Below are 25,940 nucleotides of genomic sequence, written 5' to 3'. Positions count from 1 at the left end.
AAGTATTAGATTTTTTCAAACTTTAAAATAAACTAAACTATGGCAGGAGTAAATAAAGTAATCTTAGTGGGTAATCTTGGGTCAGATCCAGAAGTTAAATATTTGGAAGGTGACAATGCAGTAGCAAATCTTAGCATCGCAACTACCGAAGCTTACAAAAATCGAAATGGCGAACGTGTAGAGCAAACGGAATGGCACGACCTGGAAATGTGGGGAGCTCAGGCAAAAATCGCTGAGCAATACCTCAAAAAAGGCAGTCAGATCTATGTGGAAGGCAAACTCAAAACTGACAAATGGCAAGATGAGCAAGGTCAAAATCGCTACCGTACTAAAATCAGAGTGTTAAGCTTCACTATGCTGGGAGCCAAGCCAGATGGTGCCATGGGAGGAAACACTAATGCTCCACAGCAATCAAATCAACAAAGACCGGCATCTGCAGCTCCTACTTCTGCACCAAAAGCACAAGAAATGGTCTCAGATACGGAAGATGATGATCTACCATTTTAATAATCTATTCCTCTGGAAGCTATTTTCAGGGGAATTTTTTAATTTTGCATTAACCATTGCGGTTTAATACATGGACGATCCCTACCCGAGTTACCATTTACTCGCTCAGATTAGCTCACCTTCGGTAAGTTATTTGATTCTAAATGGATTGCTTTTTATACTACTATTAATAGGCTCTGCCCTGGCTTCTGGTTCAGAGGTAGCATTTTTTTCCCTAACCAATGAAGATCTAGGCAATATCGACGAGGATAATACGCCTCGCGGTAAAAAAGTGATAAACTTAGTAGAGTCGCCTAAAAACCTGCTCAGCACTATTCTGATCCTCAATAATCTAATTAACATTGGGATAGTGACATTAACTACATTTGTGGCATGGTCCATCTTTGGGCAAAATGCCACAGGAATTATCATCATCCTTGTCCAAACGGTTGGAGTAACTTTCGCAATCGTGTTTTTTGGGGAAATAGTACCGAAAGTATATGCGAATAAAGCCAAGGTCGAATTTAGCCTAATCATGGCTCCAAGTATCAGTTTTTTCTCTACAATACTTCGACCTTTTTCTAAGTTCTTGATGGCCTTTAGTAATTTACTCGAAAAGAGGATTGAAAAAAAGGGCTATTCCCTCTCGGTAAATGAACTGAATCAGGCCTTGGAATTGACAACTGAGGACGCTCCAAATGAAGAACGAGAGATACTACGAGGAATCGTAAACTTTGGTACCCTTACAGTAAAGCAGGTGATGCAAAGCCGCATGGACATCACGGCAGTAGATATGGAAATGGATTTCCATGAACTGATGGACAAAATCAATAAAAGTGGCTATTCTAGAATCCCGGTTTACGAAGAAACTATTGACAATATTCAAGGCATACTCTACATAAAGGACCTACTTCCATACATTGAAAAAGACGAAGATTTTGCATGGAATGAATTAATCCGAAAGAGTTTCTTCGTACCGGAAAATAAGAAAGTAGATACACTTTTAAAGGATTTTCAATTGAAGCGAGTCCACATGGCTATCGTTGTGGATGAGTATGGAGGAACGTCTGGTTTGGTCACATTGGAAGATTTGATAGAAGAAATTATTGGGGAAATAAATGATGAATTTGATGACCATGATGACATCTTCTTTCAGGAAATTGATCCTTCTACCTTCATTTTTGAAGGAAAGGTCTCTCTCAATGATTTTTGTAAAAAACTGGAATTAGACGGACAGATTTTCGAAGAGGTAAAAGGTGAAAGCGAATCACTTGGAGGCTTGCTTTTAGAGTTGAATTCCAAATTGCCAAAGAATGGCACAAAGATCAAGTTTGAGGATTTTGAATTTACCATCCTTGCAGTAGATTCACGGAAAATCAAAAAAGTAAAGGTTCACATTAATTCTTTAGACAAGGATTCATTAGGGCCTTATACTGATTGAAAAGCAGCCAATTACAATATTTTTAATTATTCAATGAATTCAGAATAATATTCTTCAGCTGAATCATTAAACAACGAATCGACGAATTCGAAAGAAAATTCACGGAAAATAATTTTATTTTTTTTAAGATTAATTTTGGGTACCCCAAAACTAAAATCATGACATACTTTTTTCTGGAAAAGTGTCAAAAAACACCCTATCTATTCAAATACCGCTATAAAATTTACAGCTACGTTCAATTTTTCACACCAAAAAGGTAATTGCCAAAATTTTAATAAAGTTAAAATCCATAAGTAATAAGGCACTAAAGCACCCGTTTTATTGCCGTAATTTTAATAGGACATTTTTTTTTTGTAATTTTTGGAAATTTTGAACCTAATAAATTCTATAAAAATGCAAGAAGGTTTGTATCGATCGGAGTTTGAGCATGACTCCTGCGGTATAGGTGCAGTTGTCGATTTGAGCGCAGTACCCTCACATGAGACAATTAGCGATGCCTTATACATGCTGAGCAACATGGAGCACCGTGGTGGAAGAGGGGCTGATCCCAAATCTGGCGATGGTGCTGGCATATTAATTCAGGTACCACATCAGTTCCTTAAGGATATCACTGCACGTACAGAAATCGAGCTTCCAGAAGCTGGATCTTATGGCGTGGGCATGACGTTTTTCCCAAAGAATAAGCAACTATTCCACAAGTCAAAAGAACTACTTAATCAACTTATTGATGAGTTGGGTTTTGAATTAATCGGATATAGATCCGTGCCGGTGGACGAAACCGTACCAGGTTCCGGAGCACTAGAAGTGATGCCTAATATAGAGCAACTTTTTGTCAAGCATAAAAAGGGACTCACAGGAATTGAATTGGAGCGCAAGCTTTATGTGCTTAGAAACTATTCCACTTCTGAAATCAACACTAAGATTCCAGGAGTAAACCAGTCCTTCTATTTTGCGAGTTTGAGCAGTCAGACACTTATATATAAGGGACAACTTCGGACTGATCAGGTATTGGCTTTTTACAAAGACTTACAAAACCCGAGAATAGGCTCTGCATTTGCAATTGTACACTCACGATTCTCTACCAATACTTTTCCAAACTGGAGATTGGCACAGCCATTCCGATTCCTTTCTCACAATGGTGAGATCAATACGATCAAAGGGAATCTGAATAAGATGAAGTCTAAGGAAAACCTCATGAAATCGAAGTTTTTCACTGATGAGGAGCTTTCTCGATTGATGCCTATTACTGATAAGCAGAAGTCTGATTCAGCGAATCTTGACGCGATGGTAGAACTTCTCACGTTGAGTGGTAGATCCCTTCCTCATGCTATGATGATGCTTGTGCCAGAAGCTTGGCAGGATAATGAAGTGATGGATCGAGACAGAAAATCATTCTATAAATTCCATGCTTCACTTGTTGAGCCATGGGATGGTCCAGCTGCTTTGCTCTTTACAGATGGAAAATCTGTTGGTGCTACGCTTGACAGAAATGGCCTGCGTCCACTTAGATACTTTATTACTAAAGATCAAAGACTGATTCTTTCTTCCGAGGCAGGCGCATTGCCTATTCGGGAAGCTACAATATTAGAAAAAGGCAGAATCAGTCCAGGTAGAATGATTTGGGCTGATTTGGAAAAAGGCCGAGTGGTATTTGATGAGGAAGTAAAAGGTGAAATCTGCAGAAAACAGCCTTATGAGCAGTGGGTAGCAGACCAGCGAATCAAACTTCGTCTGGAGGATGCCCCAAAAACGCTGACTCATCCATATTCTACCGAGAACATTAAAAAGCACCAAACTATATTTGGATACACTTCTGAGGAACTCAAAGTAGTCTTGAGCCCAATGGGAGATACTGCCTATGAAGCAATTGGCTCAATGGGAGCGGATACCCCATTAGCTGTTCTATCCAAAGAAAGTCAGCATATTTCCAATTACTTCAAGCAACTATTTGCGCAGGTAAGTAATCCTCCGATCGATCCGATTCGTGAGCGTTTGGTGATGTCTTTGTTCACCCGATTGGGCGTAGGACAGAATATTTTGGAAGAAAGTCCTAAGCACACGCGTCAAATCCATATTTCCCAGCCAGTACTGCTAAATGAAGACCTGGAAAAGATTCAGAATATGGAAGGGCAAGGCTATAGATGTGCTACTCTTTCCAGTCATTTCCTAGCAGATCACCAGCCAGGAAGGCTTTTGGAAGCACTTGACAAGCTATGTGATGAGGCTGAAAAAGCAATTAGTGAAGGAAAAAATGTCATCATTATTTCTGACAGAAATAGTACTAAAGAATATGCACCAATCCCATCTCTATTGGCGATCGGGGCAGTTCACCATCATCTTGTCAAAAAGAAAATAAGAACTAGCGCCGGCTTGGTGCTGGAATCTGGAGATATCCGCGAAACACATCATTTCGCAACTGCAATTGGATACGGTGCTTCTGCCATCAATCCATACATGGCATTGGAATCTCTTTTGGATATGTTTGAAAAAGGTGAATTGCCTAATGCAAAAAACCAGAAGAAATTATTCTCAAATTATCAAGCGGCGATAGGAAAAGGACTACTCAAAGTGCTTTCCAAAATGGGAATCAGTACGCTTCAGTCTTACCAAAGTGCACAGATTTTCGAAGCAGTAGGACTTGGACCAGAAGTTATTGATAGATGTTTTAAAGGAACAATTTCCAGAATCTCAGGTATAGCTTTTGACGAATTGGCTGAAGAAGTCTTGATTCGTCATAGGGCCGCTTATGAGACAGATTCTCCTATTCTAGAGCAAGGAGGCGTGTATCAGTGGAAAAGAAGAGGTGAAAAACACTTATTCAATCCTGAAACAATCCACCTACTTCAGAAATCTACCCGCTTGAATGATTTTGCTTTGTATAAGAAATTTGCAGCCAAAATCAATGAGCAAAGTAAAGATGCTTTGACCTTAAGGGGCTTATTTGAATTCAAAAAACGAATCTCTGTACCAATTGACGAAGTAGAGCCGGCATCTTCCATTATGAGAAGGTTTGCCACTGGTGCGATGTCATTTGGATCTATTTCTCACGAAGCACACTCTACTTTGGCGATAGCCATGAACAGGATAGGCGCCAAGAGTAACTCTGGAGAAGGCGGAGAAGACGAAATTCGATTTGCCAAAAAAGAAAATGGAGACTGGGAACGCTCAGCGATTAAGCAAGTAGCCTCCGGTAGATTCGGCGTAACTAGTAATTACCTAACAAATGCCGCCGAGCTCCAAATTAAAATGGCACAAGGAGCAAAACCTGGTGAAGGTGGTCAGCTTCCAGGACATAAAGTAGATGATTGGATCGGTAGAGTAAGACACTCCACGCCTGGCGTAGGTTTGATTTCTCCTCCACCACACCACGATATTTATTCTATCGAGGATTTGGCTCAGCTGATTTACGATTTGAAAAATGCGAATAGAAAAGCCAGAATCAATGTCAAGCTTGTTTCCCAAGCGGGAGTCGGGACTGTAGCAGCAGGTGTGGCTAAGGCCATGGCTGATGTGATCCTCATCTCTGGAGCAGATGGAGGAACAGGAGCATCTCCATTGAGTTCAATTCGTCATGCAGGTTTACCATGGGAGCTTGGACTCTCTGAAGCACATCAAACGCTAGTGAAAAACAACTTACGTAGCCGTGTTGTCCTTCAAACCGATGGTCAGCTAAGGACTGGGCGTGATCTTGCGATTGCAACCCTTCTAGGAGCTGAAGAGTGGGGAATTTCTACTGCTGCTCTAGTAGTGGAAGGATGTATTATGATGAGAAAATGCCACCTGAACACTTGTCCAGTTGGAATTGCAACTCAAAATCCAGATCTAAGAAAATTATTTACAGGTGATCCAGATCATGTGGTAAACTACTTCCAATTCTTGGTACAAGATCTACGTGAAATCATGGCTTCGCTAGGTTTCCGTACAATAGATGAAATGGTCGGACAAAGCAACGTGCTCCAGTCTACCGGACATCTGAACCATTGGAAATGGGATAAAGTGGACTTAAGTCCAATATTCCATAAGGTAGAAGTTCCAGATCACGTAGGTATTCACAAGCAAATTGATCAGGATTTTGAACTGAAGAGAGTTTTGGACCGGCAGCTAATCAAAGCTGCACTACCATCACTTGAACAAGCGATGGCTTCCTCTGGAAGTTTCCAGATCAAAAATATTGATAGGTCAGTGGGAGCGATGCTTTCCAATGAGATTTCTAAAATATACGGTAGTCCAGGATTACCTGAGGATACCATCAACTTCAAATTCACAGGGTCTGCAGGCCAGACATTTGGAGGATTCCTTACCAAAGGAGTCAATTTCGAACTGGAAGGTGAAGCCAATGATTACTTTGGAAAAGGTCTTTCCGGCGGAAAACTGATCATCTACCCAAGCAGAAATGCCAAATTTGTTCCTGAGGAAAATATCATCATTGGTAACGTAGCTTTCTATGGTGCTACTTCTGGTGAGGCATACATCAATGGAAAAGGCGGGGAGCGATTCTGCGTGAGAAACTCCGGTGTACAAACTGTAGTAGAAGGAATTGGTGATCACGGTTGTGAATACATGACGGGTGGTTTGGTAGTGAATCTTGGAGAGATAGGACGAAACTTTGCTGCCGGAATGAGCGGCGGGATTGCCTATATCCTTAAAGATTACATTACAGAGATCAATCCAGAATTGGTCGATATCGATATTCTGGAAGATGAGGATTACAGCACAATCAAGACATTCCTGAAAAGACATGTAAAACTGACTAAATCAGGGTTAGGAACTAAGTTTCTAGAAGAATGGGATACTTATAAAGAGAAGTTTATTAAAGTGATTCCTAGAGATTACAAGGCAGTTTTAGAGAAAAGAGCATTAGAACAATCAAAATCATTGGCGTAAAATGGGAGCGAAAGAAGGATTTATACAATTCAAAAGAGAAACTCCGGTTACCCGTGACGCGAAAGCTAGAATAGGTGACTACAAGGAAATATATGAGCCATTTAGTGGCGAAAAGTTAAATAATCAGGCTGCACGATGCATGGATTGTGGGGTACCGTTTTGCCATAATGGTTGTCCACTTGGTAATGTAATACCGGATTTCAATGATGCGGTTTATAAAAACGAATGGGAGCAAGCGATTAAAATTCTACGCAGCACCAACAATTTCCCTGAATTCACAGGGAGAATTTGTCCAGCTCCGTGTGAAGCAAGCTGTGTATTAGGCATCAATAAAGATCCCGTTGCGATTGAATTGATCGAAAAAAACATCGCTGAGAAGGCATACGAATTAGGCTTGATCAAAGCAAATCCGCCAAAAACACGAACTGGAAAATCAGTTGCTGTAGTAGGCTCTGGGCCTGCAGGACTTGCAGCAGCAGACCAACTAAATCAAGCAGGGCATGAAGTAACGATTTTCGAAAAAGACTCAAAGCCAGGAGGATTACTTCGATTTGGCATTCCAGATTTCAAGCTTGAAAAATGGGTGATTGATCGTCGAATCGAATTCATGAAACAAGAGGGAGTAATTTTCTCATGTGATACTGAAATAGGTTTCAATATCAAAGCGGAGAATATTCTTAAAAACTTTGATGCAGTGGTACTTTCCACTGGAGCAGGACAGCCCAGAGGATTAAACATCAAAGGCGCTGAAGCAAAAGGTGTTCATTTTGCCATGGAATTCTTAGGCCAACAAAACAAGGTGGTATCTGGTGAAATTAAAGAAAACCCAATTTCTGCTAAAGGTAAGCACGTCATCGTAATAGGTGGTGGAGATACTGGCAGTGACTGTATAGGCACATCTAATAGACATGGAGCTGCTTCAATTACTCAGCTTGAACTATTGCCTAAGCCTCCTCAGCAGAGAAACACTCTGAATCCTTGGCCAGAATGGCCTATGACTTTGCGTACTTCAAGTTCGCATGAAGAAGGTGCTGAGCGTGTATTCTCGATCCTTACCAAGGAATTTATTGTAAATGAAGAAGGTCAAGTAACTGGCTTAAGCTTGGTAGATCTAGAATGGGTACATAAGGATGGTCGAATGGTTTTCGAAGAAATTGCTGGAACCGAACGTACCGTTCCATGTGATCTCGCATTCTTGGCGATCGGCTACACTGGACCGGCGCAGAATGGTTTACTAGCAGCATTTGGGGCAGAAACTATGGAAAACACGCTTCCGAAGTCTAAAAATTATCAAAGCACTAATTCAAAAGTTTTCCTAGCTGGAGATATGCGAAGAGGTCAATCTCTAGTCGTTTGGGCGATATCTGAAGGTAGAGAAGCTGCTGTAAAGGTAGATGAATACCTAATGGGAGAATCTAACCTTCCACAGAAAGACGAATCGTTCTTCCAAGTGGAAGAGGAAATATTAGATTAAATAAGCTGTATTTCAAAGACAAAAAGCCATCCCGAGTGTTCAGGATGGCTTTTCTAGTATTATGAGAAAAGGAGAATTAATTACCTCCTCTTCTCCCTTTCCGTGGATCACCTTCGATTTGCGCATTTGGTCTGCCTCTACGACGATCATCCATTCTTTCCGCCTTGATTTCAGTCCATTTTGCTTTTTGCTCTTCAGTTAGCACCGCCTGGATTTTAGCATCCTGGGCTTTCAATTCCTCCCTCTTGGCTTCCATTTCTGCTTTTCGTGCCTCCATTTCAGCTTTTCTTTCAGCCATTTCGGCCTCATTCTTTTTAGCATACTCAAGGTTGATTTCTAAGATCTGCTTTTTCTGTGCTTCAGTAAGTGAAAGTGACTCAGCCATTTGCTCAGTAGATCGCTTTGCTCTTTCTTCCGCGGTTGGTCTTTCACCACCTCTCTTTTGTGCCATTGTGCTTAGGCTGATCATAACCATCATACCTGTAGCGAAAATCCATTTGTTCATGTGTTCTAGTGTTTAGTTACACGATTTAGACAGACCTAGAACAGATGAGTTTAATCACACATAAAATTGTTTTTGTTAACAAATCTAAATTATCTATCTCTCTTCAGTCAGTTCTTTCTGCTCACTAGGGCGCACCGCTTTAGGTTTGATAAGCAATCTTAGGCTTGGGTCGAAGCTCAAATAATTCCAAGACCAATCGAGGAAGATAAATACTTTGTTTTTCACCCCAAGGATCGCCATCAGGTGAACAAATAGCCAAGTAAACCAGGCAAGAATGCCCTGAAACTTGATAAATGGTAAGTCAACCACGGCCAATTTTCTACCTACAGTAGCCATGGAACCCAAATCCTTATATGTAAAAATTTTCCTCTCTTTGCCCTCTTCGATTCTTTGAAGATTAGTTGCAAGGCAAACAGCTTGTTGAATAGCTACTTGAGCAACTTGAGGATGACCCTTTGGATACTCCGCCTGAGACATCAAACTAATATCTCCCAAGGCAAAAACATCCGGACACCCTTTAACTTCAGAAAAATCATCAACGAAAATTCTACCATTCGGGGCATAACTTTCCTCATCAATTCCCCCAATTCGATTCGGTTTGATACCAGCAGCCCAGAGAAGGGTTTGCGTCTGAATTGCTTCTCTATCTGCTAGAATTACTTCCTCTCCATTATAGTCTTTCACCAAGGTTTTCAGCATCACTTCTACCCCAAGATCCTGCAGATACTTCAATGCATGTGCTTTTGACTCCGGAGACATAGAACCTAGTAAATCTGGGCCTGCCTCTATAAGCACTATCTTCATATTATGGAAATTCAACTCGGGATAATCCTTTGGAAGCACAGTATTCCTCAAATCGGCCATTGCTCCGGCCAGCTCTACTCCAGTTGGTCCGCCACCGACGATCACTACATTCATCAATGATTTTCGATCCTCAGATCTCTCAATATTGATAGCACGCTCGTAGTTGGAAATTATCTTATTCCTGATGTAAAGCGCCTCAGAAACAGTTTTCATTGGAGAGGCAGATTCTTCTATATTTTTATTTCCAAAATAATTAGTGTCCGCCCCCATTGCCATCACCAGATAAGTATAATCCAAGTATCCCATGTCGGTATAGACCCGCTTAATTTTTGGATCAAAGTACTCCACCTGCGCCATCCGAAAAGTCACATTTTTTGACCCATGAAATATTTTGCGTAGCGGAAATGAAATAGCGCTGGGCTCCAGGCCTGCTGTAGCCACTTGATAAAATAAGGGCTGAAACTGATGGTAATTGTGCTTGTCCAAAAGGATCACCTGAAACTTCTTTTTCATCAGCTTCATTGCAAGCTTTAAACCTCCAAAACCTGCGCCTACAATAACTACTTTCGGTAAATCTGATTTGGGAATGTTTGGGAGAGGATGGGAAAGAAAATCCGACATAATAAAAGTGTTTTAATTGCTTACGATTTATAAGCTATTTTGGGCAGATTTCTGGGATTAAATTACCAAAACTTTCTTCTGAGTTATTCATTTTTCAGCCTAAACGAAAAGAATTGCTAATTTTACCACGCTAATAGTTTATAACCATGGGAAGAGCATTTGAATTCAGAAAAGAGAGAAAATTCAAGCGTTGGGACAAAATGTCCAAAGTTTTTACGCGTCTAGGAAAAGAGATCGTGATGGCGGTGAAATCGGGTGGTCCCGATCCTGCTTCTAATCCAAGACTTCGTACAATCATCCAGAATGCGAAGGGAGCACAAATGCCCAAAGACCGAATTGAAGCAGCTATCAAGCGCGCCTCAAATAAGGATGAGAAAGATTACGAAGAAGTGGTTTACGAAGGCTATGGCCCTTTCGGAATCGCTGTCGTGGTAGAAACCTCCACAGACAACATCAACAGAACTGTCGCTAATGTGAGAAGCTATTTTTCTAAAGCTGGTGGCTCACTAGGAACGTCTGGATCAGTGGTTTTTATGTTTGACAGAAAGGCTGTTTTCCGCTTTGCAAAAGGGGAGTTTGACCTAGAAGAATTAGAGTTCGAATTAATTGATTTTGGCCTGGTAGACATTGATGAAAACGAAGGAGAAATCTTCGTTTACACAGAATTTGAAGACTTTGGCACCATGCAAAAAGCACTAGAAGAACGAAATATAGAAGTTATCAGCGCGGACTTTCAACGCTTCCCGACTACCCTCACAGAACTAGATGAGGAGCAGGAAGAGATTATCAATAAGATGATAGAAAAGATGGAAGATGACGATGACGTAAATCAAATTTTCACAAACATGGCCTAGGCACCCGCCTAGGTTTTTTTATTTTATGAATTTCCCAAAAAGAGAAAATTTCCAGGCTGTAGAAAAGCCACTAATTATTGTAGGAAGTAAGAACCCCGTTAAAATAGATTGTACTGAATCCGCTTTTACTGAAGCTTTTGCTAAGGGATTTGTGGTAAATGGCATCAATGCTGCCTCGCAAGTTTCCGATCAACCCAAAGGTGATGAAGAGACCTATTTGGGGGCAAGAAATCGAGTAATCAATGCAAGAAAAACCTTCCCTGAAGCAGACTATTGGGTGGGTATAGAAGGAGGAATAGCTGAGGATGAAGGAGGCATGTACGCTTTTGCTTGGATATATATCGAAGATAAAACTGGGTTAAAAGGCAAAGCAAAAACTGGAATTTTTTACCTCCCAGAAGTCATTGCTAAACTCATTCAATCTGGAATGGAATTGGGGGAAGCTGATGACCAGGTTTTTCTCAAGAAAATTCAAAACAAAATGGAGGTTCTGTGGGCATCCTAACTCATGGTGTACTTACTAGACAAACCTATTATAACCAAGCAATTATACTGGCTTTGATTCCTTTTATGAACAAAGAACTGTATTAAGAGAATCGATTTTTCTAATTTTTTTAGCTAAGTACATTTTAATCGAAAAAAATTTGATTATTATTGAATAATTGAAATTTACAACTTTGATTTATCCTATAGAGACGGAATATTCCAACTATCTCTAATAAATCAATACTAGTAGAAGTTGCTTAAATCACCCCTATCATTAAGTAGCTATAGACCTCTCATTGGAGAGGTCTATTTTTTTAAATTCTTTAGAAAGTTATTCAAGGCTACTCTCCAATCAGGATCAGCATCCCATTCAGGGCCTATGTACAGCTCCTCACGAACAAGAAGCTTGATGTAATATTTTACAACTATCCTTGAAGCAGCTTCATCCGTTCTTGGTTCTAGCCCCATACTTTTCATCAAATCTGCTTCTCTGCCTTCTACTTTTACCAACAGAAACTGGACTTTTTCTTGAATTAATTCTGCTTCAGATTTTGCCTCGGTGAGCCACTCAATTTCATATGGATATTCCTGCTTGAGCACTTGTTCGATTCCGGCTTTTTGAGCTGCCTGCTCAGCCAGGATCACTTCGGGCGACTTACCATACATATCATACCTAAAGTAACTAAGTAGGCCTGTTTCTGCTGATGAGCCTTCAATTGTAATCCCTAACTTAAACACATCAAGGTTGAGCGGATTTTGGGGAATAAATTTAAGGTTAGATGTCGTTTCCGTATTACTGATACTTAGAAACTCAGGCACTTCTAAAACAAGAAGATTTTGTGTCGGCTGAAGTTCACCTATACTAGCAAACTGGCCAGTAACCGCGCCTATATCAGCTCCTGTTATGCCATAAAGCGATTTACTTGGAATAATATTTTTGTCACCGGTAAAAGACCCTACGTGAATATTCATCTGATTTTTCTGCCTGGTGATTAGAATAATATTCTTAACAAGCCGCTGCTGAAACGCCTTGGCAAAGTCTGTCTGCACAGCCTCAGATAGCGCTACTTTCTCTAGTTCAAAATAGGCCACAGGATCTCCACCTGCCTTTACCAGTGAATTGTGCACGCTATCTGCCACTTCTTCCCAAGTCATGATGGGTCTAGCAGAAGGGTCGGCTGAGATTAAAACCACCGATTTTCCATTAAAAAATGTCTGAGGTAGAGCCCCTTGAGCCGAAACCGGCTTGTGATTTACTAAAAGAATAAAAATAAAAAGGATATTATATTTCATGAATTCAGAGGTGTGATCCACTAAGCTTATTAATTTTACCAATATACATAACGCAAAATACTTTCCTTGATGCAACTCTCAATCAAAAACGCAATAAGTTGTTTCTTATTTCTACTAATTTTTCAAGCGAATGGGCAAAGTATTTCTCCAAAAAGTCTCATTGAAAATATCAAGTATTTATCTTCTGATGAGCTTAAAGGCAGAAAAACTGGCAGTGAAGGAAATGCTGAAGCACGTTCTTTTATTCTTGATCAATTTAAAAGCATTGGACTGAAGACGCAATATGCCGATTATCAGCAAAAGTTTACTTTTGAAAGTAGGAGAGATAACAAAACATACGAAGACGCTATTAATATTTTAGGGTTTGTAGCTGGTAAGGAGTCAAAAAAACTGATTGTAATTACTGCACACTATGATCACGTGGGAATAGGCAGGCCCAATGCAGATGGTGATACCATTTACAACGGTGCCGACGACAATGCATCAGGAACTGCCGCATTGATAGAATTAGCCAGGTATTTTAAAAAACATAGACCTGAGCACTCCATGATTTTTACTGCATTGGACGGCGAAGAGATGGGATTACAAGGTGCAAAAGCATTACTTAAAGATTTCCCCTTTGAATTAGATCAAATTCTTCTCAACATCAATATGGATATGATTTCCAGAAATGAAAAGGGAGAGTTATATGCTTCGGGTACTTACTACTATCCCACTTTTAAAACCATCTTAGAAGGAGCGTCTATTGGTTCTACTCCCAAGTTAATGTTTGGCCACGATGAACCGAACACAGGAAGGGATAACTGGACTCAATCCTCAGATCAAGGACCATTCTTTAATGCGAATATTCCACATATTTATTTCGGCGTAGAAGATCACCCAGACTATCATAAACCAAGTGATTCTTTTGAAAATATAGACGAACAGTTTTATATCAATGCTGTCAACCTTATCTTGAAGTGTACAATAGCATTGGATGTGGAATTACCCAAAGAGTAAGGCCTCTCCTTTCCATTGGTTTACTTCTTACTTACCTTAGACTTTTAAGCACGCAACTAACGCGATATTTTGGCTAAAACTGATTTTATCACCAGGCTTTTGATATGGAGACTCAGACACATGAGTAACCAAACCTTTATCCTACTTCTCAGCGGGATCATAGGTATATTATCAGGTCTTGCCGCAGTGATTCTAAAGGAAGGAGTACATGCTATTCAGCATTTTCTAACGGAAGGGTTTTATAAAGAATATGCCAATTTCCTTTATATCATCTATCCACTTATCGGTATTGTGACAGCCTACATCTTAGGAAAGTATATTTTCAAAGATTGGGGGGGGCATGGAATCCCGGATATCCTGTTCAACATCTCCAAAAAGCAAAGCATCATTGCAAGAGTAAAAACCTACAGTCGTGTAGTTACTTCTGCTATAACTGTTGGATTCGGTGGATCTGTCGGTCTTGAGGCACCAATGTTAGTAACAGGCTCGGCGATCGGATCTAATGTTGGATCTCTTGTTCACCTGAATGCAAAAAAGAGGACACTCCTGATAGGCTGTGGTGCAGCCGCTGCCATTTCTTCCATATTTGGCGCTCCGATAGGCGGAGTGATTTTCGCGATAGAAGTAATCATGATGGAAATTAGCACTGCTAGTTTTATTCCCCTGTTGATTGCATCTGTTACCGGCTCTTTGACATCCATGGTTCTTATCGGCAAAGACTCCGTTTTCAACTTCAAATTGACTGAAAACTTCCAGGCTTCCCACATGCCTTATTATTTGCTGCTGGGAATAACCTGCGGTATAGTATCTCTCTATTTTAGCCAGGCTGTAAGAAAAACAGAATCTTTGATGGAGAGTTTTGATAGCCAAGCTTTGAGGATACTTTACGGCGGGGCAATCTTGGGAATCATGGTTTTTTTCCTGCCTCCTATCTATGGAGAAGGGTACGAAACACTTAACACGCTAATCGATGGAAACTCAAGCCAATTACTTGAAAGAAGTCCTTTTTTCTCGATTATTGAGAACCCCTATATCATCATTATTTTCTTAGCCTTTATCATCTTAGTAAAGCCAATAGCATCTGCAGTCACTCTTGGGGCAGGTGGAAGCGGAGGAATATTTGCTCCTTCCTTATATGTAGGTGGAATTTTAGGTTTTCTTTTTGCCTACACAAGTAATCTTTTTGATTTTACAATTCCTCTTCCTCTCGCTCACTTTACTTTAGTTGCTATGTGTGGAGTGATGGCAGGAGCTCAGCACGCACCTCTTTCTGCGATATTTTTAATAGCTGAATTAACAGGAGGTTATGAGCTTTTTGTCCCATTGATGTTTGTTTCGGCGATTTCTTATGTAACTAAGACTGCCTATCAGAAAGACAGCATCTACATGATTCAACTGAAAGAAAAGGGCAGAAACTTACCTGAGTCAAAAGATCAAGAACTTTTGGAACTCATAACCATTTCCCATGTAATTGAGCGAGACTTGCTTCCAATACACCCTGATTCGAAATTGAAAGATTTGATCAACTTAGTGAAAATATCCAAGCGCAATATTTTTCCTGTAGTAGATGAGTTTAAAGCTCTAAGAGGTATAGTCACCTTAGATGATATTCGGGACATCATGTTTGATCGAGAGAAGCAAGAGAACTTGACGATTAAAGAGCTAATGCATAGTCCCCCTGAAATCCTATTGGCTACTGAGAATATGCAAAAAGCTATGGAAAAATTTGAATTGTCTGGTGCATGGAACCTCCCTGTAATCGAAGATGGCAAGTATTTGGGCTTTGTTTCCAAGTCAAGAATCTTCAATGCATACCGAAAACGGCTCATCAAGCAAAAGCAAGATTAACGTAATTAAGAATAATATTTGGAAGAGTGGATTATCCACTTTTTTACCTCTGTGTTTTAACTGATTTTTTCAAGTTAGGCTGCTTTATCCACAAAATTACCTTTAAAAAACTCTATATATTTAGCTGTTTTACAGGCGGTTAGCTATAGAATATTTACAAGTGTGGATAAATTATCGAAAATGTGGATAAAAAATACTTGCTTTTTTTAAACCTCAAATAGAGCCCAAAAACAAGGATCGCATGATTAAATAGGTACAAGTTTGAACTCCAAAATTTAACCTGAAAAACACCTATTTTCGATCAATGCTAAAAGATAATTTTGTAGGGCTTCAATTCCTTTTAAATAATTGAGAAAAACAGGAGTACAAAAACAAGAAATTGAAATCCCTCAAACTTTTACATCAAATAATCCTATTTTAATAGTACAAATCCAACGTTTATATTCCCATACCAATTGGAGGAAGATTGTTCATCTGCCTTAGAATCCAGACTTGCCTCCCTAAGATATATGGGGTTGGTCTGGCTGGCGACCATCTTCTTGGATTAGGAAGAACTGCAGCTATCAAGGCTGCCTGATTTCGGGTTAGTTTGGCTGCTGGTTTATCGAAAAACTCCTGAGAAGCAGCTTCAATACCGTAGATTCCCTCGCCCATCTCTATCACATTCAGGTAAACTTCCATGATGCGCTCTTTAGGCCAAATTAGCTCTACCAACACGGTAAAATATGCTTCAAGTCCTTTCCTTAAATAATTACGCGATTGCCATAGAAAGACATTTTTAACTGTCTGCTGGGTAATGGTACTCGCTCCCTTTACACGCTTTCCTTTCTTGTTGTTTTCCCATGCCTTTTCCATCGCTTCAATATCAAACCCATTATGGTCAAGAAATTTTTGATCTTCTGATGCATACACAGCTTGGGGTGCGTTCTTGGATATTTCACTAAATGGAACCCAGTCTTTCCGAAGACGAACCTCTTTTTCAGAATCAAATGCCTGTTCAAAAACTCTAATAACCATTAATGGTGTGAGTGGCACAGGAACGAAACGATAGAGAACAGTCAACCCCACGGATAAAATGAAAAACCACATAAGCGTTTTCCAAACCAATCGCCATAGCCACTTTAAGAACTTTCATATTTTCGTTTTAAACGGTAGCACTCACCTGTATAAAATGGTAGAAAAACACTGCATTATCATCCAAGGCAATAGAATCAAGATCATGCTCCATTGCCAAAACATCTTCTTCTGTAACCAATTCTGCTTCGATCATTCCAGAAGCAGCACTTTTCATTAACTCCTTCCAATATTGAGTAATTTCTTTAAGCTCCTCAGGGTTTCGCTGATCTAAGTGAAACCCTCCATGAAATAGCCCAATTTCTCTGTAGCCAGCATTCCTCAACAGATTACCAAGATTAGCCCCAATATCTGGATTACCACCCAAAGATACCTGCAGATCATTGTAGTTTTTATAGTATTTTGTCAGACCCTGGAAGTGCAGGATGAAAATAGAAACTAGAATTAAAAACCTCTGTGAACCAGAGCTTAGTCTCAGGAAGAAGATAGGGCTTGATGGCTACCAAAACTTGAGCTGCATCAGGAATATGCTCTAATGCCCAGCAAATGAATACTGAATCATAGTTCTCTTCAACCTGTAGTTTTCGGGCGTCTTGACAGACAAATTTAACTCTATCCCCAGCAAACGCTAAATTCTGTCTGGCTCTATCAATTTGACTTTGGGAGTAATCTACGCAGGTAATCTCAAGGTCAGGAAATAGCCTTAACAAAACTTCAGTTTGCGCCCCTACTCCAGAACCTACTTCAAGAAGTTTTTTGCAGCCAGAAAAATCAACCCTAGGGTAAATTAAAGAACCAAGCACACCGGCTTGGTCCATCAGCCGCTGTTGCTCCTTAGGAATGTATCCATGTAAATATGCAGTCATGTCCTTGGATATTTGCTCTCAAAATTATCAATAAAAGAACAAATACTGCACGTCAGTTTGGTGAAGGAGATGACTTCTTTTTCAGAATCACAGGTTCTGAAAGTTTTGAAGCAACACTTTCCATAAAATACTTAAGGTTTTCATATTCACTTGCAGGAATAAGTGGGTTATTCACTACGAACTTCGCTGAAATTGTCAGACCATTATTAACCACAAAAGGGGAGTAAATAAAAAGTACATACTCTCCATTAATAGTATATCCAGCTTCCAAAGGGTAATCATCTAATTCATATCCTTCTGGAATATTAACGACAGTATTGTACGTTTCTGTAAAAGCATAACCAAAATCGACAGGAAACATCCTGTACTCTTGAGTAAAAGGATTCTCAGAGAAAGAAGAAAATTTAAGTGGGTTAAATAAAATCATCTCATTCGCTCCAAAATCGGTAAACTTTGTGTCAAAACTCATAACGAGAAAGTCCTTTTCCTCAAGCAAATTATTGACCTCAAAATTTTCAAAAACTACTCCATCCTCCTTATCAAATAAATCCTCTAAAGACTCCTTTCTTTTTTCGATTCCACTTATTTCTTGAGCCAAACTAAGACCTCTATATCTATAATTTCGGTGAGAATTGGTCATTATTAGTTGTCCTTCCTCATTCATCTCAACCCGACCAAAATATTGAGAATTAGAATTATGCTGGATATCTATAGGGATGAGCTTACTTTGATCTTCCTGTAAATACAGGCCTCCCTTCACATGTTTATCTAAGTCAACGTATCCAAAAGGTGCGTCAGGCTGCGATAAATCAAGATATTGAGGCTTCCCATCAAGTACTGCTAACAACAATATTTCATCAAACTGATTAAGAAATGGGAACGGCACCAAGTCGCTTCTTCCATAGCCTTTACTGCCAATAAGAACTGGCTCACAAGGAATTCCTTCTGACTTGAGAACTCCCATTAGTGCGAGCATAAGCTCTCCAGGGGTACCTACCTTGGACTTTAGCAATTGATTGAGATTTTGTTGAGGATAAATCCAGTCTTCACCTTCTACTCTAAAGTTATTTCTCAAATAATAATAGGCCTTCTGGGCTGTTTCCAGCTGTGTAGCACCCTTCAAATCAACGTCAAGGAATTCTTTTGTTATGGGATTATTTCTATAAAATCCCTTCTGCGTATAGTGAGAAATTACTTCGTCACCCAGCACCTCCCAAGTATTGAGCACATCCTTCCATTGTATACCCATATCTCCAGAGGTTCTATATTGAGCCAATTGAAATTCTATTCGGTCCACATAGTCTCTATAATTCTTCATAAATGGCTCTTCTTTCAGGGCATGTAAGTCCTTTAGAGTCCAAGTGTAATTATCAAATTCGTGGGTTTTCTCTACACTACTAGCGAAATTTTGACCTTGTCCCATGGTCCTATATTTCAGGTTAGGGTTCATTTTAATTCCATATTGACTGTATAGAGTAGGAAGTGTATTTTGAAATGTCCACCCGTCAATAAATGTGAGATTTTTATCCACTTTTTTGTATTGATACTCGATGATAGACCCCACCTGTACATTCGGAAAAGAAATCCTCAGTTCCTTATATCCACCATCCAGATCTACTTCAAAAATACCATCCTTAGAAACCTTTACTGTTTCTGCATTGCCATTTGCAAAATTTGTTGTTTGGGCCTTCACCCCTGAAATGTCCTCCATTCTTTGGTCCCCGGCATAATAGCGAATACGGATATCGGCATTTGCCTTACCTGCTTCGGAAAGCACTTTCATGCGGATAAAATAAGTGGTTTCGAGTAGCCCAGGTAAGAATTTAGAATTCCCATACGACACTAATATCACAGCTGATGCATCTGGCTCAAATGCTACCTCAGTCAAAGAAATCTCACTGTCGCTAAACTCTCCCAGTTTAGCTATTTGAGAAAATGTAATCCTCGAAATTAGGATCAAAATAAGGGTTAATAAGGTTTTATTCATTTCTACTTGCGGCTGTGTTTTTGATAAAATAGAAGTTAGAAGCGCCTAGCGTATTAATTCGTTTAATAAGTTCTGATTTAGATTCATCAGTCATTTCTTCACCGATTGAGAGTTTCATTTCTCTTTTTACATGTAAGTATTTACCATCTAGCGACGCAGATAATGTCACCGCTATTCCTTCTTCCTCAATCGATAAATTACCACTGGAAGATTTTCTGCTTCCATCACCTCAGGAAGCTCAATTTCATACTCATCAATTTGACTAAGTGAATTATTGACCAGCATCTCTTCGGTTACTTTCCCCAGAAATGGTTTTAAAATCATTCGTTTAGCTGTATTCTGGACAAACTTTTGAATAAATCCATTATAGCTTACCTCTGCCAGCAAAAGGGAATCTTTATGATCAACAGACAGCTCATATTGCTGAATAATTAATCCTGCAACAGGTGAATTTCGGTTGAAATAATCGCGCTGTTCTCGGGTATCGAGATGTTGTTTTACCATAAGCATGTCTTCCGCAAAATTGCCATCAACTTTAAGCCTCGTTCCAATGGAAGCGTCTCCATTATTATCAATTTTCACCTCATTTTTGCTGTGGATAGTATTCCAGTCGAGTGAATTATAGGAAGGTGTTTTAGTCAAATAACCTCCTTCTCCATCAATGACCAAAACGTGTCTATTCTTGGTAAAGTCTCCTAGAAACCCAGCGGGAAGAGAGTTAGAAGTACATTCCAACCAAACTGGACTCTGTCCTTCTTTCATTGGCACCTGCAGGATCACATGGTTAAATTGATTGGAGGGAAGATCTATCTCGATATCATCCGCATCCTTACCAGCTTGTACCAAGGTATAGTTGGAGCTGATCCCGACAGCCTTCAACATTGCTTGCATCAGATTTGTCAATCCTTTACAGTCTCCATATGCATATTTCACTACATCTGAAGCTAGCATAGTTTGCCACCCACCAATTCCTAATTGGATACTGACGTAGCGGTAGTTTTTTTGCAGGTAGTCATAGAGAATCTGAATTTTCTCGTACTCACTCGAAGCAGTTGACACCATACTTAAAAGCTTGGCTTGAAAATCCTCCGGAAGAGCTTTTCGCTCTTCATTTAGCTTAAACTGCCATGCTGCAAGCCCAGACCAATCTTCCATTTTGCCTACATAATCCCCCATCCCAAAACCAATAGGTGCTAACAATAGCTTGTGATCATCTTCCTTCTTCAAATCAGGAGTTTGAACTGGAAGATCTTTTTCTACCCAGGTAATTTCAATTTTATTGTCAATGGCCTTTTCGGTTCTCTCGCCTAGCAAATTCACCGCTTTATACCTTAAGCCAATTTGCTCTGGATAGACCACAGTTAGCGTGGATTTCAACACCTTCTGATTATAGCGATGTACAGGTATCCAATCTCTCAAATGAAAATTAGTGGAAGATTTAGTCTCTATATTAATAGTAACCTGTATTGGGAACTTACTGCTTTTTACCTCAAAATACTTATGCCGATTATCATCAAAAATGCTGCTGGTAGAATAGATAGCTGCATCAGTCATGTCCTTTGTCTTCGCCTTCTCTATAGTTTTACCACTCAGCGGATCGGTAATTTCTATCTCAACATTTTCAATGTCATTCAACTTATTGTAAAAAACGGAGGTAAAAGCATGGCCTAATCCATCAGGCGAAAAGATGGTAAACTTGCGCTCTATTTTGTAGGTAACTTCATAGGATTCTGAAATTTCTATTCGCTGATCCTCTGTTAGTAAAGAATAGATGGTGGGATCCTCTTTGGTTGGAATTGTATCAACAGGGGCTTGAAGACCTAAGAATAAATAGGCTGCTACAAGTATTAGCATGCGAAAGTCATAGTTAAATTTGTGCAAAATAGATTTAATTACCATTAAAACTAAGCCCATATTAAAATAAATTATTAGGATAAAATGAACGTTGCGCAAACAGGATAAATCACTCTGGTACTAAGTACATGAGTTTGTAAATCCCACTAAAACTTCCCTAATTTGGTTTATTACAAAAAAAAATATTCCATGCAACCAGTGATCATAGGTAGTTTTGAAGAGTTTGAAAAGTACAATGGACAAAAATTAGGTATGTCTGAATACTTCCAAATCACTCAGGAACAGATAAATATATTTGCAAAGGCCACGCATGATCACCAATGGATTCACACCGATCCTACAAGAGCTAAAGCTGAAGGAGCATTTGGGAATACAATCGCCCATGGTTACCTCACACTAAGTATTGTCCCGCATCTTTGGGAACAAATCGTAGATGTAAGAAATCTGAAAATGATGATCAACTATGGAATTGAATCCCTGCGATTTGCGAATCCCGTTTTGGTAAATAGTGAAGTTCGTCTGGTAGCCACTTTAAAAAATGTAGCTAACCTGCGAGGAACAGTAAAGGCTGAAGTAGAAGTAAAACTAGAAATCAAAGACCAAAAAAAGCCAGCTTTTACAGGCGTGTTGATATTTCTATATCATTTTCAGTAAGTCAATACAGAATCTCCTTAATCTATAGTAAGTTACCTGCCAAAATCAACAAATCGATTAGGTAATTAGCTGATGAGCAAATATATTAGTTGGAGCTAACCTCCAATTATATGAAACTTTCTCCCGGTCTTCTCATCCTTCTTGTTCCGTTTATCTTTTTTGCCTGCGAAACAGCTAATACTTCCGACAACTCAGAAAAATTAGATCTCGACTTAGAGATCAAGGACTCCATCCGCGTCGACTATATTGGTAAGCTCAATCTGATGGATGTCAATCCTGAGTTTAAGAAAATTTTATTCTTTGATCCGCAGAATATGAAGTTTGTCAGTACAGACTTTGATGGAAAAGTTCTAGGTGAGTTCAGCAAAGACCGAGATGCACCGGATGGGTTTGGTTTTTATCCAATGGCTGCCGGAAGATTCAATGCATCACAAAACATCCAGATTGTATCGATGTTTGGCATCTACGAGTACGATCTTGCGGGAAATCTAGTGACAAGTAAAAAAATCCCAAGAGATGAGGCAAAATCCTTCAGTGGTAGAGCAGATGCTAAGCGGGAAATTCAATTTGTAAAGGATAAAATTCTTCTAAGCGGAACGATTGGGCGTGGAGAATACAACAAGACCCAGCCAGAATTTTACGACACTTTTTTACAGCTTGTCTGGGCTGATCCTAAAACAGGGTCCTTTGAGCAATTTCTACCCCTGGATTCTGCTAGTATTTTTCAAAACAATATGTCCCATGAGCCGACGACGCTTTCACCCACGTTTGAAGTGATAAATGACCGCTTATACATCATCAGTGGAACAGACCCGTTTTTGAATATTTACGAGCTCGATTCTCCATATAGTAAGCTTGGGCGAATCCCTCTTAACCTCACGGATTACAAACTAAACGCAGGAGAGGATCCAAAGAAAGCAGATCCAAGAGCAATAAGTTATGATCCATCATTTGGTATCATTCAAAAATTAGTGAAGGTGGGAGGCAAGCTGTTTATCATATATGAAACCGGGTATAGCGAAGAAGATGCTACCCGCTCTCGCGAAAACATGTCTCAATCTGAATGGGAAGACTTTTATAGCCGTATGAAGGACACCTACAAAATGCGCTATCAGATCCTTGATCTTGATGGCACCATGCTCACTGATGCTGAAGTACCCGAAAACCTAAGCGATTTGTTCGTTAGTCGTGAAGGTGCACTATGGTTTATGGGTAAGCCAAACACAGATGTCGAAGAAGATTTTTTTACTCTCTATAAAGTAGAGATAAACTAAGAAAAGCCGGACCAATGGTCCGGCTTTTCTATTTCAGATAACCTTAGTCTAATCTATTTCGCTCTTCGGAGCTTCCTGAGTTACTTTTCACACGGAAGCTTTCCCTTTTGAGAAGTTATATTTCAATGTAAATCGAACTCCCTGGTTGCTTCGATACTGACGGAAACGCGTGTCGATATCAGCGAAGTCAACATTTGCTTTTATTACTTGTGTGCGAAAAAGGTCAGTTCCATTTACCGAAAGGGTTATTTTATCCTTCATGATAGACTTGGTAACGCCTGCATCTACCCATCCAAATCCGGCTATCTCTCCCTGTCCCCAAATCTGCGGCCCCAAATACATTCCCATCACTTCCACTTTAAAGCCTAGTGGCAAAACGAAATTGTGCTGCGAACGGACCATGAATGATGTCTGTGAATTGTCTAGGTAATCATCACCAATCTGTGACCGAAAGCGATTGTAATTCACCTGCACCATATTAGAAGTAGACCACCATTCTTTGATATCTACAGGGATAATCGCTCTGAAGTTTGCGTTTCTTGTTTTATCAAAGTTGTCAGTATAGGTAGTCGTAGTCCGGTCTTCATCATTCTGTACAAACACCTGCATAAACGCATCTTCCGTTTCGCTGTACCCAAGTGTGAATTGGTACATACCCTTCACCACATGATTCATCTCAATATTATTGGAGTACTGGGGCTTGAGATTCGGGTTACCCGTTTCACTTGTCAAAGGATCGATATAGTATACAAAAGGATTCAATAATCGATAATTAGGCCTGGTGATTCTGCGATTGACATTGTAGATGATCTGGTAGTTGTCGCTGATTTTATGCTGCAAGAAAGCACTTGGAAATAAGTTGAAATACTTCTGTTTATTTACTTGGTCCAGTGTCACTGAGTTACCGGTGATATTCGAATGCTCACCTCTTAGACCTGCCTGATAGGAAAGTTTTTCTGAGAATTTCCCTTTGTAGGAAACATATGCAGCTAGGACATTTTCATTGTAGATAAACCTATTGCTGCTTGGGTCAGGAATAAAAGGACCATCCTCCAATGCTTTACTTAGATCTAGGTTATTATCAGACTTTACCCAGCTACCTTTTACTCCCGTCTCGATTGTATTTCCTTTTCCTACTGGTTTTACAAAATCCACCTTCGCTGTTAAGATATTGTAATACATCTCATTCAGAGTCAGTATATTACTATTCATCGCATCTGTCATATTTGCGCCAACCCATTGTTGATTGGTAAGCAAAGATTTACTATCAGAATTCATACGGGTAAAATCCACATCGGAACTAATTTTAGTGCCCAAGGTGTCAAGTTTTGCATCGTAATGAAGATTAGCAAAATATCTACTTCCTGTTCCTGTAGCATCATTAATCGATTCTAGATAACTAATTTCATCCATGCCAGGAGTAATGATATCTGTCAGTGAGTTATTGTCATTTCTATCATGGGAATCCGAAGCCTGTACATTTATGGCGATATTCTGATTTTCATTGATCTCATAATTCGCCGCTCCGGTAAAAAAGAGATTTTTGTTTCTGGTCACAATTCTGGACTCTTGACTGAAATTAGAAATGCCTTCTGGCAAGGTGAAATTTCTGTAAATCTCAAGATCATTGAAATTGCCGTAGTGGTTGTAATTCAAGTTAGCATTTGTACTCCACTTGCCTTTTTTCACATTCAGTGCAACGCCGGTATTAGGTAGCCACTGCCCGTTATATAAAGCTCCTGCCTGTATATTTCCAAACATTCCATCCACTGTATTCTTTTTCAATTTGATGTTGATCACACCAGCAGATCCCTCCGCATCAAATCGCGCCGAAGGATTATTGATCACTTCTATGCTTTTAATATTTTCAGCAGGCATAGATCGAAGAAAATTCGCCAAGTCTGTGGCACTCATATAGGTCAACCGATCATTGATCATCACTGTAGCACCTGTACGTCCATTCAGATTGATGATCCCATCCTGATCCACGTAGATTTCAGGAGATCTTCCGATCACATCCAGCGCATTTGATCCCTCAGCCATTACGGTTCCCTCCACATTAATAGTGGTTTTATCAGGCTCAATGATGATTTCCGGACGGGTGGATCTTACAGTTACCTCATCCAGACCTGTCATTTCATCCTGGATAGTGACTGGCCCAAAGTTCTTCTTCGATCCAGGTTCAAGTTGAAACACTTCTGATTCAAAAGCAGTAAAGCCAATAGAAGAAACCACCAATTTCACCTTAGCAGTCTTGGTAGATTCAATTAGAAATTGCCCATTTTCATCGGATACCGCACCATCTACAAGATTACCACTAGTAGCGTCGATCAATGCCACATTAGCATAGGGAACGGACAGTTCGTTTTGATCAGTAACTTTTCCGGTAATTACGCTGACATCTTTGTCTGCAGCAGCAAGGTTGCTAATCCCTAGTAGATAGGTGAAAAGCGAAAGAAAAAGTAAGTTGGTAGTTTTCATCTCAATAGTACTTTGTGTGTTATTGTACCACCTATTGAAAAAGAAATGCCAAGGC

Annotated in this window: 19 protein-coding genes and 1 pseudogene; 10 read left to right on the top strand and 10 right to left on the bottom strand. The window is 39.7% G+C overall.

The genetic code is table 11. The annotated features are described in order from the left end of the window. Positions 1–39 precede the first annotated feature (39 nt). The 4 genes from AC0L6R_RS01925 (at position 40) to AC0L6R_RS01910 (ending at position 8,285) form a co-directional block, all read left to right on the top strand. Positions 40–507: a single-stranded DNA-binding protein gene (locus AC0L6R_RS01925; RefSeq protein WP_283411865.1), complete on the top strand. Its 468-nt coding sequence runs from the start codon at positions 40–42 to the stop codon at positions 505–507. A 70-nt stretch (positions 508–577) separates the two neighbouring features. Further along, positions 578–1,927: a gliding motility-associated protein GldE gene (gene gldE, locus AC0L6R_RS01920; RefSeq protein WP_473269711.1), complete on the top strand. Its 1,350-nt coding sequence runs from the start codon at positions 578–580 to the stop codon at positions 1,925–1,927. A gap of 393 nt (positions 1,928–2,320) precedes the next feature. Continuing rightward, positions 2,321–6,811, top strand: coding sequence for a glutamate synthase large subunit (gene gltB / locus AC0L6R_RS01915; protein WP_283411867.1), 4,491 nt, complete (start codon positions 2,321–2,323; stop codon positions 6,809–6,811). Position 6,812: 1 nt separating this feature from the next. Next, complete coding sequence (locus AC0L6R_RS01910; protein ID WP_473269709.1) at positions 6,813–8,285, top strand: glutamate synthase subunit beta; 1,473 nt, start codon at positions 6,813–6,815, stop codon at positions 8,283–8,285. A 76-nt stretch (positions 8,286–8,361) separates the two neighbouring features. Here the strand turns inward: AC0L6R_RS01910 and AC0L6R_RS01905 are convergent, their stop codons facing one another. Further along, positions 8,362–8,790 carry a DUF4890 domain-containing protein gene (locus AC0L6R_RS01905; protein ID WP_283411869.1) on the bottom strand — a complete coding sequence of 143 codons (429 nt, stop codon included), beginning with the start codon at positions 8,788–8,790 and terminating at the stop codon, positions 8,362–8,364. A 93-nt stretch (positions 8,791–8,883) separates the two neighbouring features. Continuing rightward, positions 8,884–10,215 (bottom strand): NAD(P)/FAD-dependent oxidoreductase, encoded by a 1,332-nt coding sequence (locus AC0L6R_RS01900; protein WP_473269707.1) that lies wholly within the window; start codon positions 10,213–10,215, stop codon positions 8,884–8,886. A 146-nt stretch (positions 10,216–10,361) separates the two neighbouring features. On the opposite strand from AC0L6R_RS01900, the gene AC0L6R_RS01895 reads away from it, so the two are divergent. After that, positions 10,362–11,069, top strand: coding sequence for a YebC/PmpR family DNA-binding transcriptional regulator (locus AC0L6R_RS01895; protein WP_283411871.1), 708 nt, complete (start codon positions 10,362–10,364; stop codon positions 11,067–11,069). A gap of 25 nt (positions 11,070–11,094) precedes the next feature. Then, positions 11,095–11,660: pseudogene (gene yjjX / locus AC0L6R_RS01890) on the top strand (inosine/xanthosine triphosphatase). 201 nt (positions 11,661–11,861) lie between these two features. On the opposite strand, the gene AC0L6R_RS01885 reads toward yjjX, so the two are convergent. Next, positions 11,862–12,848 (bottom strand): NTPase, encoded by a 987-nt coding sequence (locus AC0L6R_RS01885; RefSeq protein ID WP_473269705.1) that lies wholly within the window; start codon positions 12,846–12,848, stop codon positions 11,862–11,864. A gap of 69 nt (positions 12,849–12,917) precedes the next feature. Between AC0L6R_RS01885 and AC0L6R_RS01880 the strand changes: the two genes are divergently transcribed. Beyond that, positions 12,918–13,847 (top strand): M28 family peptidase, encoded by a 930-nt coding sequence (locus AC0L6R_RS01880; protein ID WP_473269703.1) that lies wholly within the window; start codon positions 12,918–12,920, stop codon positions 13,845–13,847. Between the two features lie 120 nt (positions 13,848–13,967). Beyond that, positions 13,968–15,695, top strand: coding sequence for a chloride channel protein (locus AC0L6R_RS01875; protein ID WP_283411875.1), 1,728 nt, complete (start codon positions 13,968–13,970; stop codon positions 15,693–15,695). 438 nt (positions 15,696–16,133) lie between these two features. Here AC0L6R_RS01875 and mtgA read toward each other — a convergent pair whose 3' ends face one another. The 6 genes from mtgA to AC0L6R_RS01845 are packed head-to-tail and all read right to left on the bottom strand — an operon-like array spanning position 16,134 to position 21,476. Next, positions 16,134–16,802: a monofunctional biosynthetic peptidoglycan transglycosylase gene (gene mtgA / locus AC0L6R_RS01870; protein ID WP_473269701.1), complete on the bottom strand. Its 669-nt coding sequence runs from the start codon at positions 16,800–16,802 to the stop codon at positions 16,134–16,136. Positions 16,803–16,839: 37 nt separating this feature from the next. Further along, the gene (locus tag AC0L6R_RS01865) at positions 16,840–17,136 is read right to left on the bottom strand and encodes a hypothetical protein (RefSeq protein WP_473269699.1); all 297 of its coding nucleotides are present in this window, start codon (positions 17,134–17,136) and stop codon (positions 16,840–16,842) included. A 25-nt stretch (positions 17,137–17,161) separates the two neighbouring features. Next, a complete protein-coding gene (locus AC0L6R_RS01860) occupies positions 17,162–17,635 on the bottom strand; it encodes a class I SAM-dependent methyltransferase (protein ID WP_473269698.1) in 474 nt (157 codons plus the stop codon). Positions 17,636–17,687: 52 nt separating this feature from the next. After that, a complete protein-coding gene (locus tag AC0L6R_RS01855; RefSeq protein ID WP_473269696.1) occupies positions 17,688–19,622 on the bottom strand; it encodes a DUF3857 domain-containing protein in 1,935 nt (644 codons plus the stop codon). Further along, positions 19,615–19,740: a hypothetical protein gene (locus AC0L6R_RS01850; protein WP_473269695.1), complete on the bottom strand. Its 126-nt coding sequence runs from the start codon at positions 19,738–19,740 to the stop codon at positions 19,615–19,617. Before AC0L6R_RS01850 ends, AC0L6R_RS01855 begins: the two co-directional genes overlap by 8 nt. Before the next feature lie 53 nt (positions 19,741–19,793). Further along, positions 19,794–21,476, bottom strand: coding sequence for a DUF3857 domain-containing protein (locus AC0L6R_RS01845; protein WP_473269693.1), 1,683 nt, complete (start codon positions 21,474–21,476; stop codon positions 19,794–19,796). Positions 21,477–21,665: 189 nt separating this feature from the next. On the opposite strand from AC0L6R_RS01845, the gene AC0L6R_RS01840 reads away from it, so the two are divergent. Then, a complete protein-coding gene (locus AC0L6R_RS01840; RefSeq protein WP_283411880.1) occupies positions 21,666–22,130 on the top strand; it encodes a MaoC family dehydratase in 465 nt (154 codons plus the stop codon). A gap of 110 nt (positions 22,131–22,240) precedes the next feature. Continuing rightward, positions 22,241–23,404 (top strand): hypothetical protein, encoded by a 1,164-nt coding sequence (locus AC0L6R_RS01835; RefSeq protein ID WP_473269692.1) that lies wholly within the window; start codon positions 22,241–22,243, stop codon positions 23,402–23,404. Positions 23,405–23,491: 87 nt separating this feature from the next. On the opposite strand, the gene AC0L6R_RS01830 is transcribed toward AC0L6R_RS01835, so the two are convergent. After that, complete coding sequence (locus AC0L6R_RS01830; RefSeq protein WP_473269690.1) at positions 23,492–25,885, bottom strand: outer membrane beta-barrel protein; 2,394 nt, start codon at positions 25,883–25,885, stop codon at positions 23,492–23,494. Positions 25,886–25,940: the final 55 nt, after the last annotated feature.

Source organism: Algoriphagus sp. 10J20-15 (assembly GCF_055809615.1).
The sequence above is the reverse complement of the archived record's forward strand: the minus strand, read 5'-3'. Positions and strand labels throughout refer to the sequence as shown.

What these genes read in the sequence shown, in the direction of transcription:
- AC0L6R_RS01925 (WP_283411865.1), top strand. Translation starts at nt 40, where the DNA reads ATGGCAGGAGTAAATAAAGTAATCTTAGTGGGTAATCTTGGGTCAGAT.
- gldE (WP_473269711.1), top strand. Translation starts at nt 578, where the DNA reads ATGGACGATCCCTACCCGAGTTACCATTTACTCGCTCAGATTAGCTCA.
- gltB (WP_283411867.1), top strand. Translation starts at nt 2,321, where the DNA reads ATGCAAGAAGGTTTGTATCGATCGGAGTTTGAGCATGACTCCTGCGGT.
- AC0L6R_RS01910 (WP_473269709.1), top strand. Translation starts at nt 6,813, where the DNA reads ATGGGAGCGAAAGAAGGATTTATACAATTCAAAAGAGAAACTCCGGTT.
- AC0L6R_RS01905 (WP_283411869.1), bottom strand. Translation starts at nt 8,790, where the DNA reads ATGAACAAATGGATTTTCGCTACAGGTATGATGGTTATGATCAGCCTA.
- AC0L6R_RS01900 (WP_473269707.1), bottom strand. Translation starts at nt 10,215, where the DNA reads ATGTCGGATTTTCTTTCCCATCCTCTCCCAAACATTCCCAAATCAGAT.
- AC0L6R_RS01895 (WP_283411871.1), top strand. Translation starts at nt 10,362, where the DNA reads ATGGGAAGAGCATTTGAATTCAGAAAAGAGAGAAAATTCAAGCGTTGG.
- AC0L6R_RS01885 (WP_473269705.1), bottom strand. Translation starts at nt 12,848, where the DNA reads ATGAAATATAATATCCTTTTTATTTTTATTCTTTTAGTAAATCACAAG.
- AC0L6R_RS01880 (WP_473269703.1), top strand. Translation starts at nt 12,918, where the DNA reads ATGCAACTCTCAATCAAAAACGCAATAAGTTGTTTCTTATTTCTACTA.
- AC0L6R_RS01875 (WP_283411875.1), top strand. Translation starts at nt 13,968, where the DNA reads ATGAGTAACCAAACCTTTATCCTACTTCTCAGCGGGATCATAGGTATA.
- AC0L6R_RS01860 (WP_473269698.1), bottom strand. Translation starts at nt 17,635, where the DNA reads ATGACTGCATATTTACATGGATACATTCCTAAGGAGCAACAGCGGCTG.
- AC0L6R_RS01855 (WP_473269696.1), bottom strand. Translation starts at nt 19,622, where the DNA reads ATGAATAAAACCTTATTAACCCTTATTTTGATCCTAATTTCGAGGATT.
- AC0L6R_RS01850 (WP_473269695.1), bottom strand. Translation starts at nt 19,740, where the DNA reads ATGAAACTCTCAATCGGTGAAGAAATGACTGATGAATCTAAATCAGAA.
- AC0L6R_RS01845 (WP_473269693.1), bottom strand. Translation starts at nt 21,476, where the DNA reads ATGCTAATACTTGTAGCAGCCTATTTATTCTTAGGTCTTCAAGCCCCT.
- AC0L6R_RS01840 (WP_283411880.1), top strand. Translation starts at nt 21,666, where the DNA reads ATGCAACCAGTGATCATAGGTAGTTTTGAAGAGTTTGAAAAGTACAAT.
- AC0L6R_RS01835 (WP_473269692.1), top strand. Translation starts at nt 22,241, where the DNA reads ATGAAACTTTCTCCCGGTCTTCTCATCCTTCTTGTTCCGTTTATCTTT.
- AC0L6R_RS01830 (WP_473269690.1), bottom strand. Translation starts at nt 25,885, where the DNA reads ATGAAAACTACCAACTTACTTTTTCTTTCGCTTTTCACCTATCTACTA.